We start from the raw sequence: 26449 nt of genomic DNA, 5'->3' as shown, positions 1-26449 counted from the left end.
GGTCCTTAATTGTCGTGGGTCGCGTACATCGCGATGCTCGCCGTCGTGCCAGCGGATGCACACGCCTGTCCGGCCGTCGTCCCGTTGAACGTGGTCGATGGGCCGGAGACCGTCGTGTTGTTGACCTTGACCATCGTGTACGCCCCCGCGATCGCTCCCGCCGCGAGCGTACACACGGTCGCCGGCACCGGATACGTCAGCACCATTGCGTCGTTGGACGACGCGACCGTGCCAGGTGCCGCGCTCACCGAACCACCAAAGATGCCCGTCAAGGTTCCGGACGCCACATTGATCCGCGACCCTGCTGCATCAAATGCGTGGTTTTGCGCGAGCGTCGTCAGCGACTCGCCCGAAAAATCGATGTCGCCCGAGGTCGCGTCCTGAATGCCGCTGCGGAACAGTTGGGCCTCGCTCTTGAACTGGTGCGCGTGGATGCGATCCATCACATAGCCTCGCCCCTGATAGACGATCAAGGCAAGCAGTGCCGCGCCGGCCATCACGGCAGCGGCTTCGATCATCGACAGCTCGCCCTTCTCCTTGCGGCGGCGGACGATTCGGGTATAGGGATTCGTTCGTTTAATCGGCATGTTCTTGTTCATGATCTTCCTCAGAAAGATTTCGCAGCAGTTGATGGAGCACTGTCGAAACTCACCGCACCGGTAGCGACATACGAGCCGAGGCCGAGGGTGAGAAACGCGAGCGCGGCAAAGCCAAGCAGCACGTAGTGGGTGATCTTCGCGTTACGGCGCACGGTCGCGACCACCCGGTTGAGCGAGTTCTGGCCGAGATCCTTGATCGACTCGACGAACTGGTCGCGCCCAGCCGCGTCGGTCATGATGTCGATCGTCGCTTCCGAGAAGATCCCGGTGTCCAGCGCGCGCATGGGCTGATCAGGATTCGCGGTGAGCCGCGCGCTCATGCGGCGCAGATGCCACCGTAGCCACGGGTCGGCCGACTTCGTCAGCCTGTCGAGCGCGGCGCGCAGCGTGAGGTTCGAATCGAACAGGCCCGCCAACGATACGATCAACAGCGCCGCACGCAGGTCGCGCCGATTGCGCCACATCAAGGGCATCGCATCGATCCGGTTGCGGACATGACCGACCCAACGCTTGAGCGTGTGGAAATAAGCAACCACCATCCCAGCCACGATCGCACCCGTGAACCACCAGTACTGCGCGCAGAACGTATCAATCGCGTAGATGATCTGGCCCGCGTCGGACCATTGTTCCAGCGGCTTCACGTCGCGCGCTTCCGGCAGAATTTCGGAGCCGAACAACACGCAGAACGCGTACAGATAAACAAGCAGAAAGGCGGGATACGCCATCTGCAACGACGTGGTAGCCGCCAGCACGCCTTTCGCGTGTGCCGCCATCTCGGCCAATTCGAGCCCGCGTACCGCCGCGTCGTCGCGCGGCGATTGGCCGGCCAGGTCCAGCAACACATATTCGTCGTTCGGGATAAACGACTTGATCGCGGTCGCGAAATCGTCGCCCGCCCGCATGCGCTGCGCGATCTTCTGGAACACCGGCCACACCCAGTTCTTTCGCGCGCGGTGGCGATGTTCGAGCGTCATCAGGCGCTCCAGCAAGGTCTCGCTGTTGCGCAGCCCTTTCTTTGCAACGTCCAGCCGCGTTTCCCGATAGAACATCTCGCGCATCTTCTTGAAGCGCCATGTCGCCAGCTTCATCCGTTCACTGGCGGGCAATGCCATGAACATCGAATAGGTGATTGACCTGATCATGACGGCAGTACCCCGTCTTGATCCGCGAACACGCGGTATGTGTCGAACGCGCACATCGATTCGTCGATGAAGCGCGGATCGATGAGGCCGCACGCGGCCTTGTACAGCGCATGCTCGTAGACCGTCTTGCCGGCCATGTCCGCGTCGCCGAACTCCGTCTTCCGGCTCGTCCGGAACACTCGCTCCGCCCCGCGCCAGTCCCGCTCGACCACGCGATCGAGGAACTCGGGCGTCGGCTGATACAACTCCATCGCAAGCGTCTGCCCCTTGATCCCGGCCGCCACCTTGCCCGCGCGCGTGAGCAACCCCGGTCGGCGGCAATGCTGGCACCCCTCTTCGTCGCGGCAGGCCATGTTCGACGTGTCGAGCCCGAACTTCGTCTCGAGCGTCGCGAGCTGCCGTGGAGACAGCACGTCGCGCGCCGGCCGCTTGCAGTGCGGGCACAACTTCGGAATCAGCTTCTGGTTACCGACGGCATTGAGAAACTTCCCGGACGCCACCTCATCCATCGGCAGGTTCAGGCGCCCGCCCACCAACCGCATGACCGCGCCAATGATGTTGTCCCCGTGCAGCGTCGCGCGCACCGGGTGGCCCGTCAGCGCGAGTTCGGCAACGAGGCCAGCGAGTACCGCGTCGCGCACCTCGCCGATCGTCAGATCGTCGGGATCCATGCGCATCAGCGTGCGAATCACTTCCACGATCTTGCGGTTCGCGTCTGCGTCCGTCTCGCCCGAACGCCGCTGGAGCGAAATATCGGACAACCACGGCGCCGGCACTTCAGACGGCTCGTTGACGGCGAACTGCTTTTTCAGATCCCGATTGGGCAACAGATACGACAGCGCACGCAGCAGCGTCGTCTTACCGGAGCCCGTTTCCCCGGTCAGGAACGTCGCTCCACCGCTGACCTTGCCGAGCATCTCGATGATCGCCAGCTGACTCGGCTCCAGTCCCATGTCTTCCGGGAGCAGAACCTTGTAGTTCTTGAAATTGCCGTCGAGCAGGCGCAGCGCGACATCGAACCCGCCGACGAGCGGCGCGCTCTGCCAGCGAATGTTCACGATATCCATGTGTGCCACGAGCGGAATCATCGCGGACTGCGGCGCGGTCGGCTGGAACGTCTCGCCCGAATTGGTATTGCGCTGGACCAGGTCCTGATATGCGGCCGACAGTGCGCGGCGCACCAGTGCCTTTGGCATCTTGCGGTACGAGTAAAGATCACCGTCGACGCGCAGGCGCAGCTCCACATCGTCCGCGTAGTCCCGGTACTCCCAGTGAACGTCACTCGCGTCGTAGGCGTGCGCGGCCTCCAGCACATCGCGGAACGTGCCGATCGCGCGGGATGACTCGGGAACCACGTTGGCCGCGCGCTGCCTCTCCTTGTCGTAGAGGGCCGCGATGACGTCCTCGTCCGCGACCATCTCTTCGTGGACGGCAATATCCGCGCGCGCGAGATCCCTCAGGTAGGTCGAATATAGCTGGCTCTCATGGAAACGCTGCGTCGTCACGACGATCGAGATCCCTGCCTGCAGTTCGACGGCAATGAACTCACGACGCGCCGCATCGGTGATCCGGAGCGCTGCGTTCGGATCACGCTGGCAGAGAATCCGCTTGAACGTGAGCGCCTCGGCGGAAACCAACCGGGGCAGGCCACTCGCAAGCTCCATCGCGGGGGAGTCGACCAGCTCGACGCCGATGCGACGAATCGTCGGCGGCTCGTCGGCGGCGGACGTTTGGCGCTCCATCCCCCCTTCACCCGTGCGAACAGCCGCGTCTGGCGAAGCCTCCGTTACACGGTCGGTCGCGTCCACCCGATCGGCTTCGCGCGAGGCCGCTGTAGTGTCGACGGCGGCTGGCTGCGACTCCGGCGGATTGACATTGATCGACGAAGCGCCTTCAACAGCATCGGCGCCCGCGACCTCCGGGGCGCAATTCGGCTGCCCGCCATCACGAGCCGGCGCAATCGGCGCGTCTTCGACCGATATGACGTCCTCGATTTCCGCCTGCGCCATCCTCAGGCGCATGCCCATCGTCATCGGCTGACCTTCCGCCGCCTGACGCGGATTGACTGGCTTGCTGGTCGACTTGAACCGGGGTTCCCGCGGTTCGAACGAACGCGGCGGTTCGTCGGCATCCATGGGAACCTTGCCCACGATTGGCATCGCGGCAGCCGAGTTGTCCACGAAGCCAGCCTTCAACTCCTTGAGCCGACCGAACAGGCCCCGCTTGGCCGGTTCCGGCGAGTCGAGATTCCCGAACATGCTCATTGCGCACCCCCGATCGGCGTACCGGGGATCGGGCCGCCAGACGGCAACGGTGAGGCAAGTTCGATCAACGATCGGACCGAGTTCGTCGACGCGGACGGTACCGGGGCGGCGGCACGGATCGGCTCTTTCCAGGTGTGCTTGCCTTCGGCGACCGTAACGGCGTAGCCATCAACAGCTTTCACGTTCCAGCCGTTGAGCAGCGTCGCGCCGACGCGCGCGGAGTAGATCGCGTCCTGAAAGAGATACAAGACGTAGGATCCCGATTCGTCGCGAGATGCACCGAGAAACGAGACCGGCTCGACTCGCGCATGCGTCGGGGCGGTCGATTTCACCGCCGGCTTCGCAGGTCCCGAAGCAACAGCACCGCTCGCCACGACGCCGGGTTGGGGCGCTGTCATCCCGCCGACGTTCGGCGACAGCGTCGAGGAGCCCGTTGCCCCACCCGACAGCTGGCGCACGACATTGGCTCGCGCCACTTGATCGATGTCATCGATCGACAGTCGAGACGCCACCGGATCCGCATAAGCGGTCAGCGCCAGCCCGGCGCCCGCCGCGACGAGTGCATGCTTAATCAAAAACAAAATATTTCCCCTTCGCGGTGAAATGGACGCCATACGGCGCATCGCCCGTGTCGCTGTTCGTCGTTGCCCCTGCACCCTGGTTGAGGCGCAGTTCGACCTTGAGTGATTCGAGCGTCATGTTGGGCGGCAGCTTCGCGAGCAACGGTGCTTGCCATCGAAAGCCCTCGATCGTCCAGTCGCCCTGCTTGATGATCCGGGCGATGTGGCCACCCCCTTCTCCCGCTACGGGAGCCGGGATGAGCGGACGCGTTTCTCCAAGCGTGACGGTGTAGCCGTAGGCGCGGATTTCGAACGGCTGGGATGACATGCGCTGCGGCGGCGTTTGCACCGCCTCGATGAATGTCTGTTCAGACGGCCATTGGGACGATTCCTTCGCCGAAAGCACGTCCACCTTCGGAATGGCCGGCCCTCGCGCAGTGGACGTGAGTCCGTCGCGCGAGAATGTCACCGGCCGCATTGCCTCGGTCGCCGCACTTTCAAAATCGGCAAACGTGCCACCCTGCCGCCGGAACGTCATCGTGCAATAGCCGGACGTCGGGCAGTTCGCTTCCTTGAAGACCCATCCCTTGCGCACCGATTCATTGCTGCCAACCACCGTGAGCAATGCGGGCCCCAGTGCGGACGCACGCGGCAATGCGCGAGAGAACGTGCTGCGCACGGCTGCCGCGTAGCGTTGCGCATACGTCGGTACGCGCGGCGGCGGAGGCGGAGGCGACAGCACATCCATCAGCTTCACGCCACCAAAGATAGTCGCGCCCGCGATGAACAGCAGCGGAATCGCAGCCGGGATGGAGACGGGTACTTTCGTGATGCGGCCGGCCTTGCGGTTCGCGAGTAGCTCGCTCGCCTGAAACGGCTCGTCAATGTCGCCGATCCGGTCTCCAGCGCCGAGGGTCTCGAGCGCCAGGTTGCCTTTAAGACATTCCTGCTCGATCTCGAGACGTCGCGCCTGCGCGGTTTCCGGGGACAACACCTCGTCGCTGCGCACCGCGCCGCGCACCACGAACACGGCGTGCACGCGCAGACCATCCTGCAGCAGCACCAATGCCGCGGGCCGGTTCTTGATTCGGTCATGCAGTGCGACGCGTGCCGCGCCCGAATACAGTCGCGCGCCCTTGACGTCGGCCGACTCGGGCATCGCGAAGCCGCCGATCAGCTCATCGCCGACCTTGTACTCGACGAAATGCGTCGCGCCGAATGCGTCAGCGTAGCGGCGGCGCTCGACCCGGCCGCCTTTGACCGGATAGGCCCGCCAGTCGAGGCCGAAGACGAGCCGCGCGCGCTTGTCGGTCGGCAGGGGTTCCGTGATGTGCATCATCGCGTCACATCGACGGAACGACCGTCGCCTTGAGCATGATGATCTGGAACGTCTTCGACTTGTTCCATGACCCGGTGAGCCCACCGATGCCCGCATTCGTCGTGCTGTCGGCGTGATCCGTCATCGCGCCGTACAGGACAACCGTCTGCCCATCAGACAACGCGATCGTCTGATCGTCCTTGGTGCCGATGGTGTGCGCCAGCTCGATCTGTTGCTGTGTCTGGCCCGAACCTACCCCCGCGCTGGTGAAGGGGCCGTTCAGCTTCGAGCTGTCTGCCCAGTACGCGAGCACGATCTGGTTGTGGTCGTTGACCGCCGGCAGCACGTTGACGAAATCGCCGGTGGTGATCGTGCCAGGCGTCAAGCCCGGAACACCACCCGATGTCGCGTTCAGGGTACCGGCTGACGGCGACGTCGAGCGCAGGTAGTCATCGCTCTGGAACGACGCGACCGATACCGGCAGCCCGTTGAGCGTCATCTTGGTCATCGTGTTGTCCTGCACGGTGCGGCCGTACTTGTTCAGCGCATTGACCGCTGCGTTCGTGCCAGTGAACGGGGCATCCGGCCGCAACACCGAGACGCCCACCGAGCCACCGCCCGTTGCCAGCGACGTGGGAGACGCGAAGCTGATCGCGTAGCGCGCGAGACCTGCATGCATCGCGTTGAATACGACATCCGCGTTCGCGCCCGCCTCACTGCCTTTGCTCAGCGAAATCTGGATCGTGCGCACCGTGACCGCGACCTGACGCGTGGAGATTGCGTTCTCGTGCTGCAACAACTTGCCGATGTTGTCCGCCGCCTCTTTCGTGTCATACACCATCACGAGGCGACTCTGCGGGTTCACACTGACGCGGCCCATCGGCGACTTCAGCTTGTCGATCTCGGCGGTTATCGAGGCAATCTGATCGAAGTCACCCTCGCGACCGGTCGATGTCTGCGCAGAGAACGATCCGGTATTGCCGCCCGAACTGCCGCCGCCGCCACCCGATTGATTACCAGTCGACGTGTCCATGCCTTTGCTCATCGTCGACTTGATCGAGACTTTGCCGGGGATCGCGGCAATCTGATACATCCGCGTCACGAATCGGGACACGTTGATTGACCCGCCATCGAACGACCAGTCCAGGCCGAGATCGGTGGTCATATTGCGCATGTACAGGCCGACCTTGCCTGTGAAGGGCTGTTGATAGACAGGCTCTTCGGTCTTCGCTGCGACGTTGCGGGTCTGGGCCTTTCCGTCCCCCTGACCGGGCACCAGCGAGTCACGCGGGACGAAGACGTCCGGGCTCAGATGGACCGGATAGCCCGTCGCCGTCGAGATCAGCGTCGCGATCTGCCTGATGCCGAGGTTCGCCGGAAGCGTGACGCTTTTCTCGCGGAACACGGCCGGCAGCGTGGCCTCGTAGGCGAGCGGCACGAGCCGGTCGCCGAGGAACGCGGTCGGCACGTCTTCAACGAGTGCCATCGACTCCGGGCCCTTGGCCAGCGCGTCAGAAATCGTGCGGTGCGCGGCGTCGTAGCTGCCGTTCACGTCCTGCTGCGTCACGGCACAGCCCGAGGCCAGCACGGCGGCCGCAATCGCCACGGCGGATTTCAATGGGTGCATGCGCATGGTTCTCAATCCTGGCAATTGCCCGCGCGCACGATCACGCGGATGACTTGATTGGTATGGCGGCACGCGCGCGTCGGCGTGCGCATGTGGTTCGTCGCCTTCATGACCTGTTGCAGCACGGAAGTGAAGTCGCCGGTGAACGTCGCGTTGAATTCGAGCGGCAAGTCGTCGTCGATCTTCCATGCGAGCTGCCAGCCCTGCTGTTGCAACCAACGATCGAGGGCGTCACGCAGGTTCACGTCCTGGGGCGTCACTGAAAACGTCAGCGTGCTAGGCATCGATGGTGTGCTGGCACCGGGCAAAACTACGGCGGCGACGTCAGCCGAACCCGAGGCGGCAGCAGGCGCTGCACTGGCCACGGACGGACTCGGTTGGGGGTTGCCGGCCGCCGGCGCCTGCGGCGTGGCCTTCGGAACGGAAGCAAGGATCTGCCACCCGTCGGGATCGACGGCTGCGCGGACATTCATGGTCATCGCGACCAAGGTCGCGGCAACAAGGGCGCGCGTCAGCGCGCGGGATCGGTGGGTAATCAGCATGGTTATTGGCCCTGCATGAGGCGGCGGTAAATCGCGCTCGCATAGACGAGCTGCTTCGAAGGAGTGACCGCGTTGTACGCACCGACCGCCTTCCAGTTCGGCCCGAATTGCTTGATGTTCGCGGCGAGGATCCATGCGCCGACGTACGCGCTCACGCAGGCGTTGAACAGGTGTTCGCGTCGAATCCCGTACTGCGCGAGCTTCGGCAGCCAGGACGAATTGATCTGCATCAGGCCGATGTCCTCGCTGCCATTGGAATTGCGGTTGATTGCGTCGGGACGCATGCCAGACTCGTGCTGGGCGATCGCGCGCAGTAGCCGCGGATTCAGCCGGTGGTACATGGCCGCGTCGTCGATGCAGTCGGCGCGGCACACCGCGGCTGCGCCAAGCAGCACGCACGCGAGAATCGAACGCAGGCCGATCACGATGCTGCCCCTCCCTTCGATTGCGCGACATTCGGGGCCGGTGCCGGTGTTGGAGCCGGAGCCGCCGACGGCACCTCCCGATAGGTCACTTCGCGACGACGCTTCACGTTGACCACATTGCCGTCGGCAGTGACGACGAACTGGCCGTCCGTGCCTTCGAACATGTAGTAGCGACCCTTCTGCTCCCCCATGCCGAGATGCCGCGAGTCGGTCACGCCGACCTTCACCACGGATTGCGCGAACTTGAAGTACGTGCGCCCTTCCCGATCGAACACGGCTTCGAGGCGTGCACGGTTTGGCTGGTCGAAGTCATAGACGGTCTTCGCGTCGCGGCTGACTTCGACGCGATTGGATGCGTCAGCCACGACGATTCGCTCGGCGCGATCGATCGTCATCACGTTCGTCGTGGGATCCCAGCCCGGGTGCAATGACTTGCCGCCCGGGCTCAGGAAGGTCACGTCCTTGCCCGGCCGTGCGGCGAATCGAATCTGCGTGTGCGTATCGTCGCCATCGCGAATCGCCTGCGCGCCGAATCGTTCGGCCAGCTGCGATACCGGCGCCGGTTGCGCAGAGACGCTCGCGACGACCGCTTCCAGCCCGGCCTCGTCGGGCCGGCGCTCGCTCGCCGCATAGTTCAGTGCAGCGGACTTCGGCACGTCGCGATGCAACCGAATATGGCGCGCACCGAAATCGACGTCGGCGTACAGACCGGTCTGTGTCAGCAGTCGATCCAGCGCCTGCAGCCAGTTTTCGCCGTCATGCGTATCGAACGCTGCCGCATTCGTCAGATCCACATCCTTTTGCGCGGCACCGGTCCACCCTTGCGGGACCAGCGCCTTCACGACGTTCCCCACGGGTGTTGACGTGTGCAGAGGACGAACGGGCTCGAGCGCACCGCGCGTGCCAATAATCGTCAGCCTGTTGGTAAATCCGTCAAAGCCGGCCGGCTGGTCGTCGTGCAACGCGGCGAGCGTGCCCGTCCCGCCGATGAACGTGTTCGCTTTCTTCCAGCGCGCGGTCGCCGCGCGCCCCGCGACCTTGTAGCTGATTGTCTGCGGCGTGCCCTCGACCACCACGTACGGTCCTTCGTTGTGGCCGCCGTCGGCGGTGATGATCTGACCGGCGCGGGGCTGGATATACGTCTTTGCGCCGTCGTTGAAGATCAATGCCGGACGCTCGGCGATGCCGCCCATGATCTCGTAATCGAAATCGAACGGATCGGTGTTTGCCCCGTGAGCGATCCCGTAGAAGAGCGCGGCGCATGCGCAGACGAGGCGTGTGAGCGCGAGCTTCATCGGCTTGCCTCGATCATCGAGAGATGACGCACGAATCGCGCGAGATAGGCTCGGCCCGGCGTCGGGTTCGCGCTGTGGTAATAGGCAATCGCCTTCTCCACGGAACCGGTGCGTGCGTAGTTGTCGTTCAGGATCTGCTCGGCCACACGCACATTGGTCGCCGGCGCGAGCGCGTCCCAGGCTGAGGCGAAGCGCTTGCCATGAAAGCACCAGTTCACTTGCATCAAGCCGACGTCGAAATCGCACCGGCCGCGCGCGATGAGCATTTCGATCGCCTTGTAGGCGTCCGTCCGCGACTTGAAGAACAGTCCCTGACCGGCAACGTTCAGCGTCCACGGCCAGGGCCGGCCGTTGTAGGCCGATTCGTTCAAAGCAATGCCTGCCAGTACCTTCGGATCAACACTCGTTCGCAGCAGCTCGAACGGGGCCACGGCCGGCGCACATGCCCAGCCGCCGCGCCGCTCGGTCATGGCGGCTTGTGCGTCGTCCGACAGCACGGGCGGCTGCAACCAGCCTCGGTCGGCCAGCAGTTGCTCGAGCGAGACATCGCGGCCGTCGATCGTGACGGTGATGCCCGTGTCCGGGGCGCTGCGCACCGGTTGCCCGACAAGGGGCGCCGCCCAATCGGCGAACGGTTCGAGGCCGCAGAAGAACACTGGCTTACCGGGCAACGCGACTACCTCGCGGGCCTTCCCACTCGAGATGACGACGCTCACCGGACTGATGACCTGCGAAATCGTGGTTGCTGCGTGCGCGCTCGCGACGCCGAGCGCCAGCGATGCAATGAAAAGGAGTCGCTTCATCATGGGCGGTACGGCTCCAGGACCATGTCGCGGTTGACTTTGAGCATGAAGTGGCGCTCGCCCGGGTCGGAGCTGATGGTGGGCGGGATGTTCTGGTAGCGGCCCAGCACGGATTGCGCGGTCTGCGCGGCGACCTGACCGGCCGTACTGCCGACTTGGGTGACACCAAGCGGGCCGGTGGTCGTGGCGCTATCGCCCCCATCGAAGCCACGTAGCAGGATGGCGGTCAGGAACGACGCCCCGTAGATCTTGAGGAAGTGGTTGTTGACATGCCCGGAGAACCCGGCAGCCCCATTGCCGTCAGCCCCCTGCGCGCCAAAAAGCGGCACGTGCTTGCCGTTCGGCAGGCGCATTTCAGCGCCGGCGACGAGGATCGACTCCTGGCCGGGTTGGACGTCCGAGCTGTATGGCGCGGTAATGGTCGTGCCCCACGGGATCACGAGGCAGGTGCCGGTGATGCTGTCATAGACGTTGCGCTCGACGACGAGCGAAGCCGTGCCGGGACGATCGGAGTTGAGCGCCTCGGCCGACAGCACGGGGATTTTGGCGGGCGGCGACAACGTACAGCCGCGCGACTGGCCCACGAAGCCCGTACGGGGAAAATCGCGACCGTTTTCGCTTTGCAAGGCGACGCTGTGCATGAACTCGTTGTCGCGTTGCTGCGTCGTCATGGCACCGGGCGCTTGTCCGCCCTTGGCGGCGGCCGTAGCCTGAGCGATCGCAGCGTTCGTCGCTGCCTCTTGCGCGGCCGCTTGCTGCAGCGTCTGCTGCGGTGTCACCACACCGTTCGGCATTTGCTGTTGCTGCTGTTGCGCATTGGCGGACGGTGTTTTCAGGCCGTCCTTGAAAATGGGCGACGCGTAGATATTGTCCTCAGCCGTTTTCGCCTTGAGGTCCGTGTTTCCCTGATCCGGAACGAGCGAATCCGCCGAGAGATTCGGCTTCTTGTCGGCGACGGGCGCGGAAGCGGCACGCGCGGCCGCTTCGGAGGCAGCGCGTCGTGCAGCGGCCTGCTGATCGGCAATGATCTTGTCGACGTCTTCCGGACGATTGCTCTTGTCGATGCCCTCAGCTGCGCGCTCCTTCTTGAGCCGCAGCGCCTCTTCGTCCGCCTTTCGACTGTCCTGCGTCTGGTAGTAGAAGCCGATCGCGCCAATTGCGATGGCTGCGATGCTGCCCACCGCGATCAGCGCGTTACGCGGCACCTTGCCCTTGACGAGCGAGGCTTGTTCCGGCGACAAAGTGTCGGTCTGTTTGGTCATGTTGCGCGCTCAGAAACCGAACAGGCCGCGGCGGCTACGCTTGATAGCGACCACTTCACCCGCGCGCGTCAGCGTGATTTCATCCGCCAGCTGCTGGACAACGATGTACGGCCCACGCCGGATAAAGTTGGGGCTGACGATGTCTCCGCCCTCTCTTACCGTGGGCACCGCGAACGGCGCGTTTTGCGGCAAGCGAATCCAGACGAACCTGCCGTCGTCGAACACGGTCTCTGGCTTGATCACGCCGGATCCGGACACGGTGTACTCGAAATTCAGCTTGTCGGGCGTCACGCCGATCGGGCCGGAATCGGTTTGCGAAGCGACACCGGACAGGCTGCCTTCCGCGCCGTCACTGCCGCCGCCCTCCCGCGCACGAACCTTCGCCATCAGCGAATTCGGATAGTTGAAGCGGACTGACTGGTAGAACAGGCCGCCGACCGGCGACGACACTAGCGTCATGTCGTACTCGCGCATGTTGGTGGTCAAATGCAGCGTGTTCACGAGCCCCGGTTTGGTCGGCTTCACGAACACGTGATTCGCGCCGTCGGTATCGATCATCCATTGGATGGAGTCACCAAGCGCGGGCTCCGCGTTCAGCACCTCGCCGCGTGCGAGCTCGATCGTTGTGACCTTGAGCGGTGCCGTCATGACGCGGAAAATCTGGTCGCGACTGTACGGAAACACGGCCATGCGCGCATCGCCGGGCATGGTGATCGGATCGGTGCCCGAGTTGTATGGATTCACTGGACTCATCGGATCACCGATGATCGTCGCTAGATCGAAGTTCGGGGTTGGCGGGACCACTGGCGACGCGGGCTTTGCGGCAAGAGCGCTGGCCGTCGCGATCATTGCGAACGCGCCGCACGCAGCAAGGGTACGGAATCGTTTCATGCGGCGGTCTTCTGCAGGGTCCAGAACGGGTAGTAGAGACCGAACGGGTTGGTGCCCAGTGCGTCCTCCTGGGTCGGCGCAACGATCTGGTACCGGAACGTGACCGCGTAACGCACAACCACCGGCTTGTCGGAAGGCGTTTGGGTGGTGGACGTGGTGAATTCCACGATCGCGGTGGAGTCCTCGAGCAGCGAAACGTTGGTCACGCGAGGTTCACGCACGAGCTTCGGGTTTGTCGTGATTTGCTGGAACGGCGCATCCTGCTTCAACCAGTCAGCAAACTGATTGCGGGCGTTGCCAGTCATCTGCTGCTTGACCGCGTTGATGTTCCTGGCCATGCGCGACGACTGGATGTCATCGGTCAACACCGGCTCAATCGTGAACCAGCGTTCGACGGTTTCGCGCAGGGCCTTCCGCTTTGCCTGGTCGTCTGGCTTGTACGAGGTCAGTTGCGTCACGATGGGGTTGCCACCGGCATCTGACGAAACGCCGTAAGCCTTGACCACGGAAGGTGCAGGATTGCGGGTGTACACGGCACCGCCCGCTACGATCGCGAGGACGAAACAGAAGGTTTTCCAATGGTTGGCCTCCACGCGCAGGCGCGTGGACTGATCGAAAATGATCTGCTCAGGATCTTCGTTCGAGTAGAAGCCGGGCGCAGGCGACAAGGCGACCTGCTTCTTGCTTCGTGGGAAGAGTCGAGGGAAACGCATCGCGGAGATTCCAATTGGGCCGGTTCAATTGGAACAGCCGGGCCAGCAGCGCAACGCGGCAAAAGAGATGCGATTTGGGAGACCTTTTTTACTTGCCCGCAATCTCACCGCGAATTCGATACGCGCACGTCAACCGGTTGAGGGGGGCAACCCGAAATGATGTGCAAAAACACCCCTCTTTTGATCCTTTCCGTCGCATCGAAGTGCAATAGACTATTTGCGAGTCGTTTCACAAATTTCACGGCAGATGAGCGTTGGCCTCCAATAACTTGATCCGAATCGACATGGAACGCGAAGAACAGCAAGCAGCTGCAATGGAGACCCATTCGACGCTTCGCAAGGGTGGTGTTTCGCCTGTAGAGCTGGGCCGGTTCTATCGAACGACCCTTGACGATGGAATCTGCTCGAATCAAGTTGAACTTGCCCGGTTGTTCTCTACGTCGACGGGAGTTGTATCGAAGGCCCTACGCGCATCTACCTTGCCTGAGCCTGTTATCACCGCTTTGGGTGGCTCCGACCGAGTTACCTTCCGTGTCGCCGAGACGCTCGCAAAACTCTTGACTTCGCTCGGCAACGACGTTGTCTGCCGAAATGCCGAGAAGATTGTCGACGGCAGAACGCTCCCGATTGCGGTAGTCCTCGCTGCGCTCGCCGATGAAAGCGCGAACGTACACGGTGGCCGCCTCGTATCGGTCTCGGTCGCGGCCACCGGGAGGTATTTGAAGCTCGACGTCGAACCGAGAGCTATGGCGCGGATCCTGAGCCGCTTCGCCGAGTTCTCCGAGGCGATCGACACGTCGGCACGAAAGATATGTACGGTGAGCCGCTCATAACGGCTCGATAGCTTGTGTTGCAGAAATTTCGCACGGCACAGAACGATGTCGTGCGAAATACATTGTTAATTCAGCGGCTTGCAGGGGGGTATTTTTAGTACTCCCCTCAACCGGTTGAGCGGCAGAGAGTTAGTCGCGACAAAGCAGGCTACATTCGTACGGCCCGGACGACAGCTCGATCTTCATCGTGCTATCGCAATTTTCCAACGTGACTCAGCATGGACAAAGTCGAAATTTCAACCTTCCCGGATCTGAATACAGCGATGGCAGCGCATAAAGCGCTTACGGCCACTTGCGCCTCACCGGTGAGAATGGGACGGTTCTATCTGGCGGTGCTGGAACGGAAGCTGTGGCTGACGCAAGCGGCGCTTTCCAACGATCTCAAAGTCTCACCGTCGAAGGTCTCCCGATCAATCGCGGCTGCGTTGCTTCCCGCGCCAATTCTTCGATCGTTCAGTGACGAAGATCACATCACGTTCGAGACTGCCGGTGCAATCTCGAAGTTGATTCGACAGTGCGGTAAACAGTTGGTGACGAGCCGTGCTCGATCCGTGCCGCTGGGCTCATCGCCCGACGTTGTGAGGTCAATATTGTTGTCGGGGAATGGTCCGGTTGAGAGCACTCGGAATGAGGACGCGATCTCGGTCAACCTGTCAGTCTGTCGAGGTCATGGTCGGCGGTATGTGCGAATGGACTCTCCGAACATTGATCGAATCGTCCCATATCTCAGGGATCTGGAAATCCTTGTCAACACCTTCCTTCCGTCGCTACTGAAATGTTGACAAAGTGTCGCGGGAGGAAGTATCCGGTGCACGAACGATTGGTTTGCGCCTGTGGTTCGATTGAACCTTTGCCCGCGCATTCCCCTTCCTAGTGCGGCCGGTTCGCTTGCGAACCTATAGGCGAAGCCGATCGGACAGGAAGGGGGGGCTAGCGGGCAGGTTTGCCTTTTGCCTTCTTTGCGGCCGACTCCCGTGCTTGCTCCTTCGTGCCCTGCGCTTCGACCTACGTGTTGGCCTCGCATCATGGAACGCCGCAAGGTCACCATCAAGCTGTCTCCGAATGCTCGTGAGGCAGAACGCCTGACGGGCTGGATTCGCTTGCACTGCGAGCTATACAACGCGGCGCTCGAGGAGCGTATCGACGCCTACCGCAAGCACGGTAAGCCAGTCGGCTACTACGAGCAGCAAAACGTGCTGCCCGAGATCAAGGCGGCCCGCCCGGAGTTCGTCGATCTGGACTCTCACGCGTTGCAGCAGACGTTACGCAAGCTCGATCCGGCGTTTCAGGCCTTCTTCCGGCGGGTCAAGGTAGGACAGACGCCGGGTTTACCGAGGTTCAAGGCCAGCAAGCGGTTCGCTGGCTTCTGCTATCCCGATCCCGCTGGCTGGAAACTCATGCAGCACGGCGGACGCGGTGCAACGCTGCGAATCGGTAGCGGCAAGGCAGCCATGTCGATCCGCGCGCGCGGCCAGCATCGGTTCGGTAATGGCGCAAAGCCCAACGATCTGACCATTACGCGCAAGCATGGGGAGTGGTTCGCCTCCGTGACGTTACGAGTCTCGAAGGATGCATGTGCGCGCGCCCGTAGCGATGACGCGCATCGCGGCGTGGACTTCGGCCTCAATGATTGGGCCACGTTCGACGACTGCGAGACGATCGCCAATCCGAGATTCGTTCGCAACGAGATGCCACGCATGGCCGACCTTCAGCGCCAACAGGCACGCAAGAAACGCAGCTCCATTCGGTACAGGCGCCTCGGCGCACAGGTAGCGAAGCTGCACGAGCGCATCGGCAACCTGCGTCGCGAGTTCCTGCACAAGGAAACGACGCGCATGGTGACGGCGTGTGCAGTGCTTGCCACGGAGGAACTGCGCACGCAGAACATGAGCCGTTCGGCCAAAGGCACGCAGGACAAGCCCGGCCGGATGGTCAAACATAAAGCTGGGCTGAATCGCGAGATTCTGTCCGCGGGATTGAGCATGGCGCATCAGATGCTCGCGTACAAAGTGGTGGAGACTGGTACGCGACTGCACGTGGCGAACACGCGTCAGTTAAAACCATCGCAGCGTTGCGCCGCGTGCTGGGAGATCGTTCACAAGACGCTCAGCCACCGCAGGCATGTGTGCCCGTATTGCGGGCACACCGCGCAACGCGATCAGAAGGCAGCGTCGGTCGTCCTGATCGATGCGCACACGCCTGGAACGGGCGTGGCGGCGAGACGGAAACCTCTGTCGAGGCAACGCGCCAAGTCCAAGTCTGTGACCCGCGAAACCCCCACTACAGCGTCGTAAGACGCTTAGCGGTGGGAGAGTTCATTCTTAAGGTTCACGTTTGTGGTTCTCCGATAGGACTGCAGTGGCTGCGACGTCACCCCGAGTCTTGAGGCAATGGCTGGTTCCACATGAGCAAGGCTCCGTAGGTGAACGTCAACGGATCCATATAGTGGCGGGGCACAATGGGTGAATATCTATGGTTCCGTCTGCCAGCCACGCGCGATGGGTGAACATCCATGGTTCCGTATGCTAGCCGCGCTCAGTGGGTGAACGTCTATGGTTCCGCATGCTAGCCGAGCTCAGTAGGGTGAACGTCTATGGTTCCGTATGCCAGCCGAGCTCAGTGGGTGAACGTCTATGGTTCTGTATGCCAGCCGAGCTTAGTGGGTGAACATCTATGGTTCCGTGCGCCAGCTGCGTCCGACGGGTAAACGTCTATGGTTCTATGTATCAGTCGCTCGCCATGGGTAAAAGGCTCTGGTTCTCTATCTTGGAGCACGGGGACGTTTACGTGTTTTCGATAAACACTTTCAACCTTTTAACTACGTTTACGTTGGACGAAATCCTTACCCGATAAGGCTTTCAAGAGGGTCGGGTCTATCGTTATGGTTCCTTGGGTATATTCCTGTGGTTCTATAGGTCGAAGGATATGGTTCCGACCGGTCATACCTATGGTTCCAGAGGTAAATGGATATGGGGCATGGGTGCATCTATATGGTCCATCCGTCAAAGTTGCCCGTGCTGACATCGCCCGATGGCTGTTGGTAGACGTCTATGGTTCCCCATGTATCTGAGGAGTCACTTGATGTTCTGTCTACAAGTGTATGATTTAAAACAGTTTTGATTCAGGATTGCCCGGCGCGGGTTCATGTTTATGGTACCCATCTAGCCCTCGAAAACGGGGACTGGTCATGGCTCCTGAGCCGAGGCCTGTAGACCTGGGCGATCAAGAACAGCCTTAAGGTGCATATCTATGGTTCGAACAGCAGGCGAATGCTGCGTGATTTTGGGGGCCTTTCGCGATCGAAGGTCAACGCCCATGGTTCTCTGGTTGAAAGTGAGTGTGTGCTCACACCTGCATAGTGCTTTGATTATTAAATGGATTTCCATTGGCCTAACAAGAATGCCAGTGATCTTATGAGAATGGTGCATGGCTATGGTTCTGATGGACTTGTAGAGGCGCATCTTCTAAGAGAGCGCATCTCCTGAGCGCTTGAAGGTGAATGCGGAACAGGGTATTGTTACCTTTCGTTCATCTTGGCTCCGGACTTGACGTGCCCAAAAAGAAAATCACCGTCCCAACAGACACGAGTCAGATCACGCTGTTCCCGTTGGCGGATCTACCGGAGCCTTTTCGGAAAGCGGTTCCTGCAGTACATGTCGCGCCGCAATCCGGCGCCATTTCGCTACAGCAAGGCAAGATGTTCAACGCCCTGATCAAGAACGCCATCGAGCAAAACAAGCAGGGTGAACGTGTATGGTTCGAGTACCAGATCTTGGATCTGATAGAGGACGTCGGCCTGAATACAAAGAACCGCGACTATGTTAAAGCGACAGTCAACTCGTTAGTTGGCTTTGTGGTCAACTGGGACCATCTGTCCGGGAAGTCCGAGTGGAACGCGAGTGGTCTGATTGCCGGTGCAAAGATGTCGGGCTCGACGCTGAAGTATCAGTTCTCGGACAACATGCGCGAACTCTTGATGAACCCGCAGACCTATGCGCGTATCGACATGCGGATCGCACGGTCGTTTAAGCGTGGACATGCTCTAACCCTTTGGGAGAACGTGGTTCGCTACGAAGGAGTCGGCCGGACTCCCAAACTTAGCGTTGAATCCATTAGGGATCTGCTTCTGGGCCTCGACTGGCGGGAAGGCTCGTACTCGCAGTACAAGATTTTCAAGAGCCGTGTCCTTCAGCCAGCTCTCATCGAGATCAACGAGGTTTCTGACCACGAGATCGAGATGGCTGAATTTAAGAATGGGCGCGCGATTGCGGCTGTCCAGTTTTCGATCACGCCTAAGCGCAAGCCCGAAATCACGCAGGAGGCGGATCTGGATCTCGTTGGCGGCATGACGAAGCTTGGAATTCCACTGGCCGAGGCACGCAAGCTCGCATCGACACATAGTAACGATGCGATCCGTAAAGCGATCGATTACACCGAGCAACGCGTTAAGAAAACTGGCGTCGAGCCTGTCGCTCAAGTTGGCGCATATTTCCGAAAGGCCGTTGAGGGTGGCTGGGAAGTGGCCAATTCGACACCCGCCGAAAAGCCGCCGAAAGCACCGATCGAGTCAGGCGATGAGTTGAAGATCAAACTGCACGCTCAGTATGCGGCTCATCGGACCGAGCAGATTCGTGGCTTCTTCAATGAATTGGATGCCACGGAGCAGAAGAAGTATGTATCGCAGTACAACGAGCAGCAGCCATCGGAGATCCTCCGGCTGTCAGATTCCAAGAAGGGGAAGAAATCGGCAGAGGCGGCTTTCTTCGGGTGGCTTGCCACTGCTGTTTGGGGAGAGCCCACGGACGCCGACCTCTTGAGCTTCGTGCTTCAGGGCGCCAAGTCAATCGCGTAAGCCGGGTTCCGGCATGCGAGTAGCGTGGCTATTTGTTCGCTTTGCGCGAACTATCGCGCTGCCCTAATGCGAAGAGGCCAGTTCTTAGCTGGCCAGCCTTGTGTCTGTGCGCACAAACGCACGAATCAGGCGTTTGTGCGGCATTGTTCCGTTAGGTGCTCTCCCCCGCCTGCTCTTCAGCGAGGTGGGTCGCGACGAAATCGCGCACGACTTTCTCCAATTGTGCGACGAGGATGGTCTGCTGATCTTCGTTGAGACTCGTCAGTTTCAGTTCGGTACGTCCATCGCGATAACGCTTGAGCGCACCGATGTCCCGGCCGCTTGCCGTATGAAAAGGAACGTTGCTGCTGTAGTGCGTTTTCGCGGCGCGTGGAGGCGAAGTGCCATCGAGCTTCTTCACATACTCCTCGAGTCGACGTACCGAGTACTCTCCGGCGAGTACTCGCTCGAGGATGGACTCGGCCGTAGCGTGGTCGGCACGCTCGAGGATAAGTTTGATGTTATAGGCGTGGGCGAGGCCAACCTCTTCCGCATTCGCCAATCGTTGAAGAAAGTGCTTCGGCAGTTTGCCGACGTGTAGCGTTTTCGAAACCAGCGATTTGTTGATACTGAGGTGTTCCGCGAGCGCTTCCTGGCTCTCAAAGATATCTTGATCAAGGAGGCGTTCCCATGCAACGGCATCATCGAACACGGTTTGTTTGGTTCGATTCTTGTTGATGCTGCTTGCCATGAGATAGAGATCCTTGTCGGACAGATCAGGGACGATCTCTGCATCGATCGACTGCTCGCCAAGGCTCTTTTTTGCGCGGAAACGGAATTCGCCATCGACAATCACGTACTTGCCGGGGAAGCGATGATTGCGTGTGACGGTGATCGCGACATGCTGCCCTTCCCGCCTCATTCGGACAGCCAGGTCATCGATCGCGATCGGGCTATAGAACTCACGCGGATTGAACGGGTTCGAAACGAGTTCATTCAGCAGAATCCGCACGCGAGGTAATACAGCGGACGCATTAGTGCGGCTGCCATACGTGCTCGCGAGCGGATCACCCGACACGGCTGCACCGGCAGGCGCAGGGGCTCGCTCCTCTACGGAGGTCACGCCAGTCGCATCGAGGCGCCCGTCCACATCAGCCTTTTCGTTGGCAATGCCCTTGCGAATGGAGGCACCCAACAGTCCCTGCTTCGGTTTAGCTTGATCCTTGTTCGACATTTCACGCCTCCAGCAGGCCCTTGATACCGAGAATTTCCCTTGCAACGGCCATGATCTCCTCTTTGGCTTGCTTGGCAGTTCGTTGTCCCTTCACGGAGAACACCGTCGCACCGATGCCGATCGAAGTTTTGTAGATTTCGCGCAGGGCGATCGTACTTTCGAGAATCGGATATGGATTGTCCTCACCCATTGCGGCGCGGACTTCCGCATAGCCGGTAGTCTTGGTGTTCACGCGATTGAACACAATGCCGCATCCCGTCGGGTCGCTACCGATCGTTCGGCGGACCAGCTGCAGCATGCCGATCGTGCTCCACGCGTCGAGAGCCGAGGCATCCATGGGAACAAGCACAAAGTCTGAAGCGGCGATTGCAATCTCGGTGTTCTTGTCGTGAACGCTGGGCGGACAGTCAACGAGGACAAGGTCATAATCCTGCGCCATCCGCTTGATCTCGCGGCTGAGATTCGATCCCGCCGCGGCCATGTTCACTACGGTGAAGGGATATGGAACATCACCGGCTCCGGTCGCTCGAACGGCTGAGCTCTGGGAATCGGCGTCGATCACGAGGACGCGCAGGTCGGGGGCGTCGTCGCAGTACGCGCCTGCCAGGTTGAGGGTGATCGTGGTTTTCCCGCTCCCGCCCTTCTGGTTGGCAACGGCGATAACTATTCCCATGTCGTCCTCTCTATAAAAGATGATTGCCAAAAATAAATTATTTTGACGAAAAATGCAATAAAAATATGTAAAATATTTCGCTCCAATCACGATGACATTTGTATTTTTCCGTGAAGATCTTCAATGGAATCGAGAGAGTCCATCTCGCTTGTGATCGCTCTGGTCACGGGTTGATTGAGCAAATAGCACCATGATCGTTCCCGTCGATTGCTCTTGAATGATCAGGTTTCCACGTGGAATCCGATTGCCGATCGCTGTATTCGGTGACGCTATTGATCTCACGTGGCGTCCTACGTTCCGCAATTTTCGAAACTTGCCGACTCCGGTGTGTAGCGGAGCGCCGTACCTTCCGCAGAGATCTATGTTCCAGATCACATCGACCAGTTCAGCTCTTGGGGAATCCTCTGAGGGTTGGCTGTTGCGAGATTGTGGATGCGTCTGCGGCGTGACGTGGCCACATATGCTGAAATTAAGTACGGCGGACAAATGTTCCTCGACGCAGAACGTTCGACTTACCGGGAGGTTTCCACGTGGAAACATCGCGAATATCCGGTTGAATAAGTACACCCCAGCCATATTCAATACGGGTTCATCGTCACGTTCGGACCGGCCACTCGTTCGGCTTCAGGCTAGGTTTCCACGTGGAAACTTCCTGTGCATTTGGGTGGGTGCTTCCGGCCGACTGCAACGTATGTGTCCGAATGCGTTGGGGTGTCACCACTTTCTGTTCTCCGGCGGGTTTCCACGTGGAAACATCGTAGACTTCGGGGTGACTAGTGCATCCCGGTCACATTCAATACGGGTTCGTCCGCGCGTTCGCGCCGCCCATTCGTTCGGCTCCGGGGTGAGTTTCCACGTGGAAACTCACCCCCATTTTTCTGCTTTGACTGTGCAGGGCTTTCTGCTGGCTCAGCCAAATGTGCTCGCCATATCGCAAGACAATGATAAGCATCTGACCTTGAACGCATTCACTCAAAACCAGTTCGGCCCCTGCCATGGCGACAGCATCGCCACGGCGAGAAGTGGCTGAAACGTTGCTGTTTCGTTGCAGGTACGGCAAGATTCGCGTCGATCGTAGGCGCCACTATTGTGGTGATATATCGAGGTGGAACGGGCGTCGAGAAGGCCGCATGGGTACTGGCCAGCATTGTTCTTCTTCTTGATGCGCAACTGTTGCCAGCAATATCGAAGCCTCTAGGCGAAATCCTCAAAGTTGCTGCGCTACTCTTTTGGGTGCTTTGTCTGGCGGCGACAGCATAGGACCACGCTATCGTCTTTCTTCTCGCTCAGAATCATGCGCGACAACTCCGTGCGTCGACGATCAAAGGCCCTCGCAGGGCATGGTTGCCCCACTCGCAGGGTCGAGATCCGACGAAATTGCCAGTGACAAGGCGTTGGGGCAGCGCGAACGGGCATGGATTGGTTTGCAACATTGCCACTAGAGCTGCGACCGCTGGCGTTACTGCCGCGGCGCGGCGTCGGCAGGTTTGGTAGCGCTGAATGTCGAGCTAGCACAATCTGAGCGTGGGCAACGCCCTGCCCATGCCCTAGCATCGGAGCGAACGGAGATAAGCGTCAATTGCGCCGCTACCGCGGCTGATCCCGTGACGATACGCTTAGCCCGTCTGATCGGCGCGGACGTCGGTGTTTAAACTTTGTGTGGCGGTTGCGTTGGGATTGTTTTTCCGAGGGAATTGGGAGCCTGTCATGGACAATCGCATTGACGGATCGGGACTTCCGGTCAGCTTGTCCAAAACGAGGCCGGTAGAGTTGGGCGAAGTCCGCGCGACGGTGACCGCTATTCAGAAGTTTTTTCGTTGCTCTCAGAAACGCGCGATGTACATCAATCGCGTGTATGCAAGGTGGAAAGCATCATGAATTGATCCGCGAGATTCGATCAGGCCGGGCGAAAGTCACGCCACTGCGACAGTTTTGACGAGTGTCGTGACCAATCAAAGTTTCCACGTGGAAACCCAACGACAGGGTGCCATTACGCCGGCTGTCTACTTCTATGATTAATTTTATTTTTGAGTTTCTATATATCGCTTGTCGAGAGAGCAGGGCAGCCGCCGACATACTTCCTAGCGCGAGTACGAAAGCTGTCTCAGGTGGTAGCCACGCGAAGGATTTTCTCGGCCTCGCAGACCTACCAGCTAATCTTCGCGGTCGCATAGGTCGAAATGGTGTCAAGTGAGTTGTAGGCTGCAAAAAGCTGAGCACTCTCGAGGTTCATGCAGTGGGAGAGGGCGTGTGAGACAAACCTATGCTGGAGCGAATGCATGCTCGTTACGCTGACTGTGCGGGCGTGCTGTGAGCCTTTGTGCAAGGCGCCGCGTTTGCCATGGCGAAGAAATGCTGCACTTTATGCGTGTCTAGATGGATCGGCCTCACGTAGCGAGCGAAGAACGGCAAGCGTCGCGTCGGCGCATCCGCCGTTTTCAGTCGCTTCGTAAGTATGCCGTGCTTATCGAGCAGTGCTGATAGCGGAATGCCGACCGGGCGGATCAGTGGTTCATGCAAGCTGCGCGTGTCGCGGTAGTCGGCGATGGGCTCGAGAACTACCGGGACGAGGGAAGCGTTCCGTCGCAATTTTACCGACCACGCGCAGCAAGTAAAAGGTTGCGAATAAGCATGGCGCTTGGTTCTGGCGGTCGCGAAGGCGCTAACAGTCGGGTGATGTGGGCAAAGACGAGCAAACGCATGGCTTTCTGCGCCCCGACGGGACCGCATTTGCGTCCGACTCGAATCCGGACGCCGTCCGTGGATGTTCCTCTGTAGGTACGCTATTTCGCAACTAACAGTCATGTCCGTGGGGCCACATGTTGCGCCCTGCGGCGCCACATGGCGAGCAGACCGCCTATGACGATGCTCGCAGACTGACGCCCCAGTGGGACCGGCTCCGCAATTCTGCGCGTGGTCTTTTTTGGCGATCTGGCTCGAATCGTTCGTTGGTTTGCAGCTGTGAGCTGAAGGGAAAGTTGCAGTACTTTCAGGTGTCAGTTGTTGACGCAGCGAGGGTTCATGTAGGGACCATCATAACTTTCGCTTCATGGCCCACAGAAGCAAGATTCGGAAATGTCGAGTGACGGAAGAGAAAGTCTGAAACGCCACGTGTTATGGGCACCGAGTCGTTCCGTGAAACACTCGGGAGAAACTGCCACAAGCCTGAAATTCAAGCCCAGCAAGGGACTGCGACGATTTGGCGGCATTTTTCGCTGTTGTTTCACAACGCGTGGAGCCCGAGGACAGAAAATTCTCTCAAAACCGGCACGTGTCGACTTGCACAGCCACAAACACGATAGACTGTATCAAATGATACGTATTTTGTAGTGATGATCCGCGCGCCAAATTTCAACCGCGCGGCGGTCAGGGTCGGATGGCCCGATGCTTTGTACTAAAGCATGATTGTTGGGCAAAACCGAAACCTTGGCCATGATCCCACCACGTTTTGTGCGCGCGGTCACCAGCACCCGTCCATACGGCGCGCACCGACATGATTTGTTCGGATCAAAGATCGGCCGCCGGCTGACTCTGTTCGGGCGGCCCGCGCTGGATCTGCGGCTCCGCCTCGAATCGGATTCTCACGTGCTCGCATACTGCGAGCGGCCCCCGTGTATTCCAGACGCGAATCCATCACGGCCCGTCGACTTTTGGATCCGCACGCCCGATGGCGAGAAATTTTGCGTCGTGTGGCGTTCCGCGGAGTCGACTGCGGTTGCGCTGGGAGGCAGCCTGTTTCCGGCATTCGTGGAGCAGGGCGTCTTCGTTGCAGCTCGACCTGATTCATCCACATCATCTCGACGATTCGCCGGCCCTGCGCGAGAACAGGAAGACAATGCTGCATCACCTCGCAGCCACTCATTCGATTCCTGTCGGGCAACTGATGCGATGTATGCCCGACTAGGAACGTGAAGAGCTTGATCTGCTGGCGATCGAGTGCGTCGTGAACGTCGCGGGGCCATTCGTATTTGTTCTCGTTGTAGCGTTGAGTCTCGTTGGAAAAGAGCCGCGCCGTACCGCTGCCGGCGCGGGCGGCGGCCTCGCGAATGCGTAGCGACAGGCGCGTGCGTTTGGCCGAAGTCGTACCGGCATTGGGCGCATGATCGCCTACCGCCTCCAGCAGATGTGCGAAGAACGGCCCTTCGGCATGCCGCGGCTTGTGTTCGCACTCCGCATGGTTTTCGTCATCTTCGGTTAGTGAGGCTGACGGCAGGGCAAGTATCGTGCTGCGCACGACGCCATCTTGCGGGCCATCGAGGAAGGCATCGCGCAAGGGCCACGCACGCCGGATTTGGGCGGAACCGCAAATACGACTCAGGTGGGTGTCGACGTCAGTGAGCGTGTATGTCAGTGAGCGCGTAAGGCAAGCGTAACGGCATAAGAACGGCTCGGAGACGTCAGGCGGCGACATAGGGAAACTCCTATGTTGCCGCTAAGCTTTGATGGGTCTGGCTCTCGCCGCTCGGTAGCCGTAGCCGGACACAAAGCCCTTGTTTCAAAAAACTCAACGTACTAAAGTTTCGACATACCAGTCGTTCTTCTAATTTGACTGGATAGTATGAGTGGCTTCGGTGCAGCAGGCGGTATAAAGCCGGCGCAATGCACGGAAGCACACTATGTCGCGGTGCGTAGCCCCGCGCTTCCCGCCACGAACCATCGAGGAGTTGGTGGAAGTATGGAAACGTTGAGTAACAGTGCGAATGGCATGGCGGGCAGTTCCGAACCTGGAGGGATGGCGGATGGCGCTCGGCCCGTTACGCTATCAGGGCATCTGGGAACGTTCGACATTGTGTTTACGGTGCTGGCATATAACGCGCCGCTCACGGTCGTCACCGGCTTTATCGGGCTGATGTTGTCGATGGGGAATGGCTTGGGCGCGCCCGCGACGTTTTTGATCACCGGCAGCCTCATGTTGTTGTTCTCCGTCGGCTTTACGACGATGTCGAAGCACGTGCGCAACGCAGGGGCATTCTACGCGTATATCACTGCAGGACTGGGCCGTCCTATCGGATTCGGCGCCGCGTTGATGGCAATGCTGGCATATGGCTTCATGATGGTCGGCATTTATCTGTATGCCGGGGTGGCCTACACCTCATTGTTCAAGCATCTTTTCAATAGCTCCCCGCTTGTCTGGTGGGGGTACTCGCTTATTTTGCTCGGCATCGTTGCGGTCTTTGGCTACCTGCGCATCACCTTCTCCGCAAAGGTGCTCACGCTTGCACTGATTTGCGAGGTCGTGCTCGTATTCGTGTGGGAGATAGCAGTTGCCTTGACTAAAGGGCTGCACGGAATCTCACCTGTTTGGCTGACGCCGAGTGCGGTGACATCCGGCTCTATTGGGCTCGGTTTGCTTTTCGGTGTGACCAGTTTCGCTGGTTTCGAGGCGACGGCCGTTTTTCGCGAAGAGGCTCGAAGCCCAGAGGTAACTGTTCCTCGC

Annotated in this window: 22 protein-coding genes and 1 pseudogene; 7 read left to right on the top strand and 16 right to left on the bottom strand. The window is 60.1% G+C overall.

The annotated features are described in order from the left end of the window. Positions 1-5: 5 nt before the first annotated feature. From U5A56_RS22830 to U5A56_RS22770, 13 genes are read right to left on the bottom strand one after another with little or no spacing between them, the layout of a single operon-like run. A complete protein-coding gene (locus U5A56_RS22830) occupies positions 6-599 on the bottom strand; it encodes a type 4 pilus major pilin (protein ID WP_257775999.1) in 594 nt (197 codons plus the stop codon). Between the two features lie 8 nt (positions 600-607). Continuing rightward, positions 608-1741, bottom strand: coding sequence for a type II secretion system protein (locus tag U5A56_RS22825; protein WP_321924722.1), 1134 nt, complete (start codon positions 1739-1741; stop codon positions 608-610). Beyond that, on the bottom strand, positions 1738-4005 hold the full coding sequence (locus tag U5A56_RS22820) for an ATPase, T2SS/T4P/T4SS family (protein ID WP_257775951.1): 2268 nt from the start codon (positions 4003-4005) through the stop codon (positions 1738-1740). Before U5A56_RS22820 ends, U5A56_RS22825 begins: the two co-directional genes overlap by 4 nt. Continuing rightward, positions 4002-4619 carry a hypothetical protein gene (locus tag U5A56_RS22815; protein WP_321924719.1) on the bottom strand — a complete coding sequence of 206 codons (618 nt, stop codon included), beginning with the start codon at positions 4617-4619 and terminating at the stop codon, positions 4002-4004. The genes U5A56_RS22820 and U5A56_RS22815 overlap by 4 nt, the downstream gene beginning before the upstream one ends. Beyond that, positions 4573-5904 (bottom strand): hypothetical protein, encoded by a 1332-nt coding sequence (locus tag U5A56_RS22810; RefSeq protein WP_257775949.1) that lies wholly within the window; start codon positions 5902-5904, stop codon positions 4573-4575. The genes U5A56_RS22815 and U5A56_RS22810 overlap by 47 nt, the downstream gene beginning before the upstream one ends. A 4-nt stretch (positions 5905-5908) precedes the next feature. Continuing rightward, positions 5909-7516 (bottom strand): type II secretory pathway protein, encoded by a 1608-nt coding sequence (locus U5A56_RS22805; protein ID WP_257775948.1) that lies wholly within the window; start codon positions 7514-7516, stop codon positions 5909-5911. 5 nt (positions 7517-7521) lie between these two features. Continuing rightward, positions 7522-8052: a toxin co-regulated pilus biosynthesis Q family protein gene (locus U5A56_RS22800; RefSeq protein ID WP_257775947.1), complete on the bottom strand. Its 531-nt coding sequence runs from the start codon at positions 8050-8052 to the stop codon at positions 7522-7524. Positions 8053-8054: 2 nt separating this feature from the next. Further along, positions 8055-8477 (bottom strand): lytic transglycosylase domain-containing protein, encoded by a 423-nt coding sequence (locus U5A56_RS22795; protein WP_257775946.1) that lies wholly within the window; start codon positions 8475-8477, stop codon positions 8055-8057. Next, a complete protein-coding gene (locus U5A56_RS22790; protein WP_257775952.1) occupies positions 8474-9772 on the bottom strand; it encodes a hypothetical protein in 1299 nt (432 codons plus the stop codon). Before U5A56_RS22790 ends, U5A56_RS22795 begins: the two co-directional genes overlap by 4 nt. After that, the gene (locus tag U5A56_RS22785) at positions 9769-10578 is read right to left on the bottom strand and encodes a transglycosylase SLT domain-containing protein (protein ID WP_257775945.1); all 810 of its coding nucleotides are present in this window, start codon (positions 10576-10578) and stop codon (positions 9769-9771) included. Before U5A56_RS22785 ends, U5A56_RS22790 begins: the two co-directional genes overlap by 4 nt. After that, on the bottom strand, positions 10575-11837 hold the full coding sequence (locus tag U5A56_RS22780; protein WP_257775944.1) for a TrbI/VirB10 family protein: 1263 nt from the start codon (positions 11835-11837) through the stop codon (positions 10575-10577). The genes U5A56_RS22785 and U5A56_RS22780 overlap by 4 nt, the downstream gene beginning before the upstream one ends. Before the next feature lie 9 nt (positions 11838-11846). Then, positions 11847-12728 (bottom strand): TrbG/VirB9 family P-type conjugative transfer protein, encoded by an 882-nt coding sequence (locus tag U5A56_RS22775; RefSeq protein WP_257775943.1) that lies wholly within the window; start codon positions 12726-12728, stop codon positions 11847-11849. Further along, positions 12725-13441: a type IV secretion system protein gene (locus tag U5A56_RS22770; protein WP_257775942.1), complete on the bottom strand. Its 717-nt coding sequence runs from the start codon at positions 13439-13441 to the stop codon at positions 12725-12727. The genes U5A56_RS22775 and U5A56_RS22770 overlap by 4 nt, the downstream gene beginning before the upstream one ends. A 284-nt stretch (positions 13442-13725) precedes the next feature. Between U5A56_RS22770 and U5A56_RS22765 the strand changes: the two genes are divergently transcribed. The 4 genes from U5A56_RS22765 (at position 13726) to U5A56_RS22750 (ending at position 19126) form a co-directional block, all read left to right on the top strand. After that, positions 13726-14274, top strand: a complete 549-nt coding sequence (locus tag U5A56_RS22765; protein WP_257775941.1) for a hypothetical protein — start codon at positions 13726-13728, stop codon at positions 14272-14274. A gap of 218 nt (positions 14275-14492) precedes the next feature. Then, entirely contained in the window at positions 14493-15056 is a 564-nt protein-coding gene (locus U5A56_RS22760) for a hypothetical protein (RefSeq protein WP_124664103.1), read from the top strand. Positions 15057-15299: 243 nt separating this feature from the next. After that, a complete protein-coding gene (locus U5A56_RS22755; RefSeq protein WP_257775940.1) occupies positions 15300-16568 on the top strand; it encodes an RNA-guided endonuclease InsQ/TnpB family protein in 1269 nt (422 codons plus the stop codon). A 1256-nt stretch (positions 16569-17824) separates the two neighbouring features. Further along, complete coding sequence (locus U5A56_RS22750) at positions 17825-19126, top strand: replication initiation protein (RefSeq protein ID WP_257775939.1); 1302 nt, start codon at positions 17825-17827, stop codon at positions 19124-19126. Between the two features lie 151 nt (positions 19127-19277). Here the strand turns inward: U5A56_RS22750 and U5A56_RS22745 are convergent, their stop codons facing one another. Together U5A56_RS22745 and U5A56_RS22740 are read right to left on the bottom strand one after the other, a co-directional pair. After that, positions 19278-20339: a ParB/RepB/Spo0J family partition protein gene (locus U5A56_RS22745; RefSeq protein ID WP_124664101.1), complete on the bottom strand. Its 1062-nt coding sequence runs from the start codon at positions 20337-20339 to the stop codon at positions 19278-19280. Position 20340: 1 nt separating this feature from the next. Next, positions 20341-21102, bottom strand: a complete 762-nt coding sequence (locus tag U5A56_RS22740; RefSeq protein ID WP_257775938.1) for a ParA family protein — start codon at positions 21100-21102, stop codon at positions 20341-20343. Positions 21103-21868: 766 nt separating this feature from the next. Between U5A56_RS22740 and U5A56_RS22735 the strand changes: the two genes are divergently transcribed. Next, entirely contained in the window at positions 21869-22042 is a 174-nt protein-coding gene (locus U5A56_RS22735; RefSeq protein WP_185733492.1) for a hypothetical protein, read from the top strand. A gap of 2430 nt (positions 22043-24472) precedes the next feature. On the opposite strand, the gene U5A56_RS22730 is transcribed toward U5A56_RS22735, so the two are convergent. Further along, entirely contained in the window at positions 24473-25246 is a 774-nt protein-coding gene (locus tag U5A56_RS22730; RefSeq protein ID WP_415749234.1) for a hypothetical protein, read from the bottom strand. On the opposite strand from U5A56_RS22730, the pseudogene U5A56_RS22725 reads away from it, so the two are divergent. Both U5A56_RS22725 and U5A56_RS22720 read left to right on the top strand, forming a co-directional pair. Further along, a pseudogene (locus U5A56_RS22725) lies at positions 25223-25366 on the top strand (tartrate dehydrogenase); the annotation flags it as partial. The gene U5A56_RS22730 and the pseudogene U5A56_RS22725 overlap by 24 nt on opposite strands. Before the next feature lie 321 nt (positions 25367-25687). Continuing rightward, positions 25688-26449, top strand: a 762-nt coding sequence (locus U5A56_RS22720) for an APC family permease (RefSeq protein ID WP_257775936.1), incomplete at its 3' end; no start/stop codon positions are given.

Source organism: Burkholderia sp. BCC1998, from assembly GCF_905339875.1.
In the GTDB taxonomy this organism is placed as follows: domain Bacteria; phylum Pseudomonadota; class Gammaproteobacteria; order Burkholderiales; family Burkholderiaceae; genus Burkholderia.
This window is presented reverse-complemented; position numbering and strand designations above follow the sequence as displayed.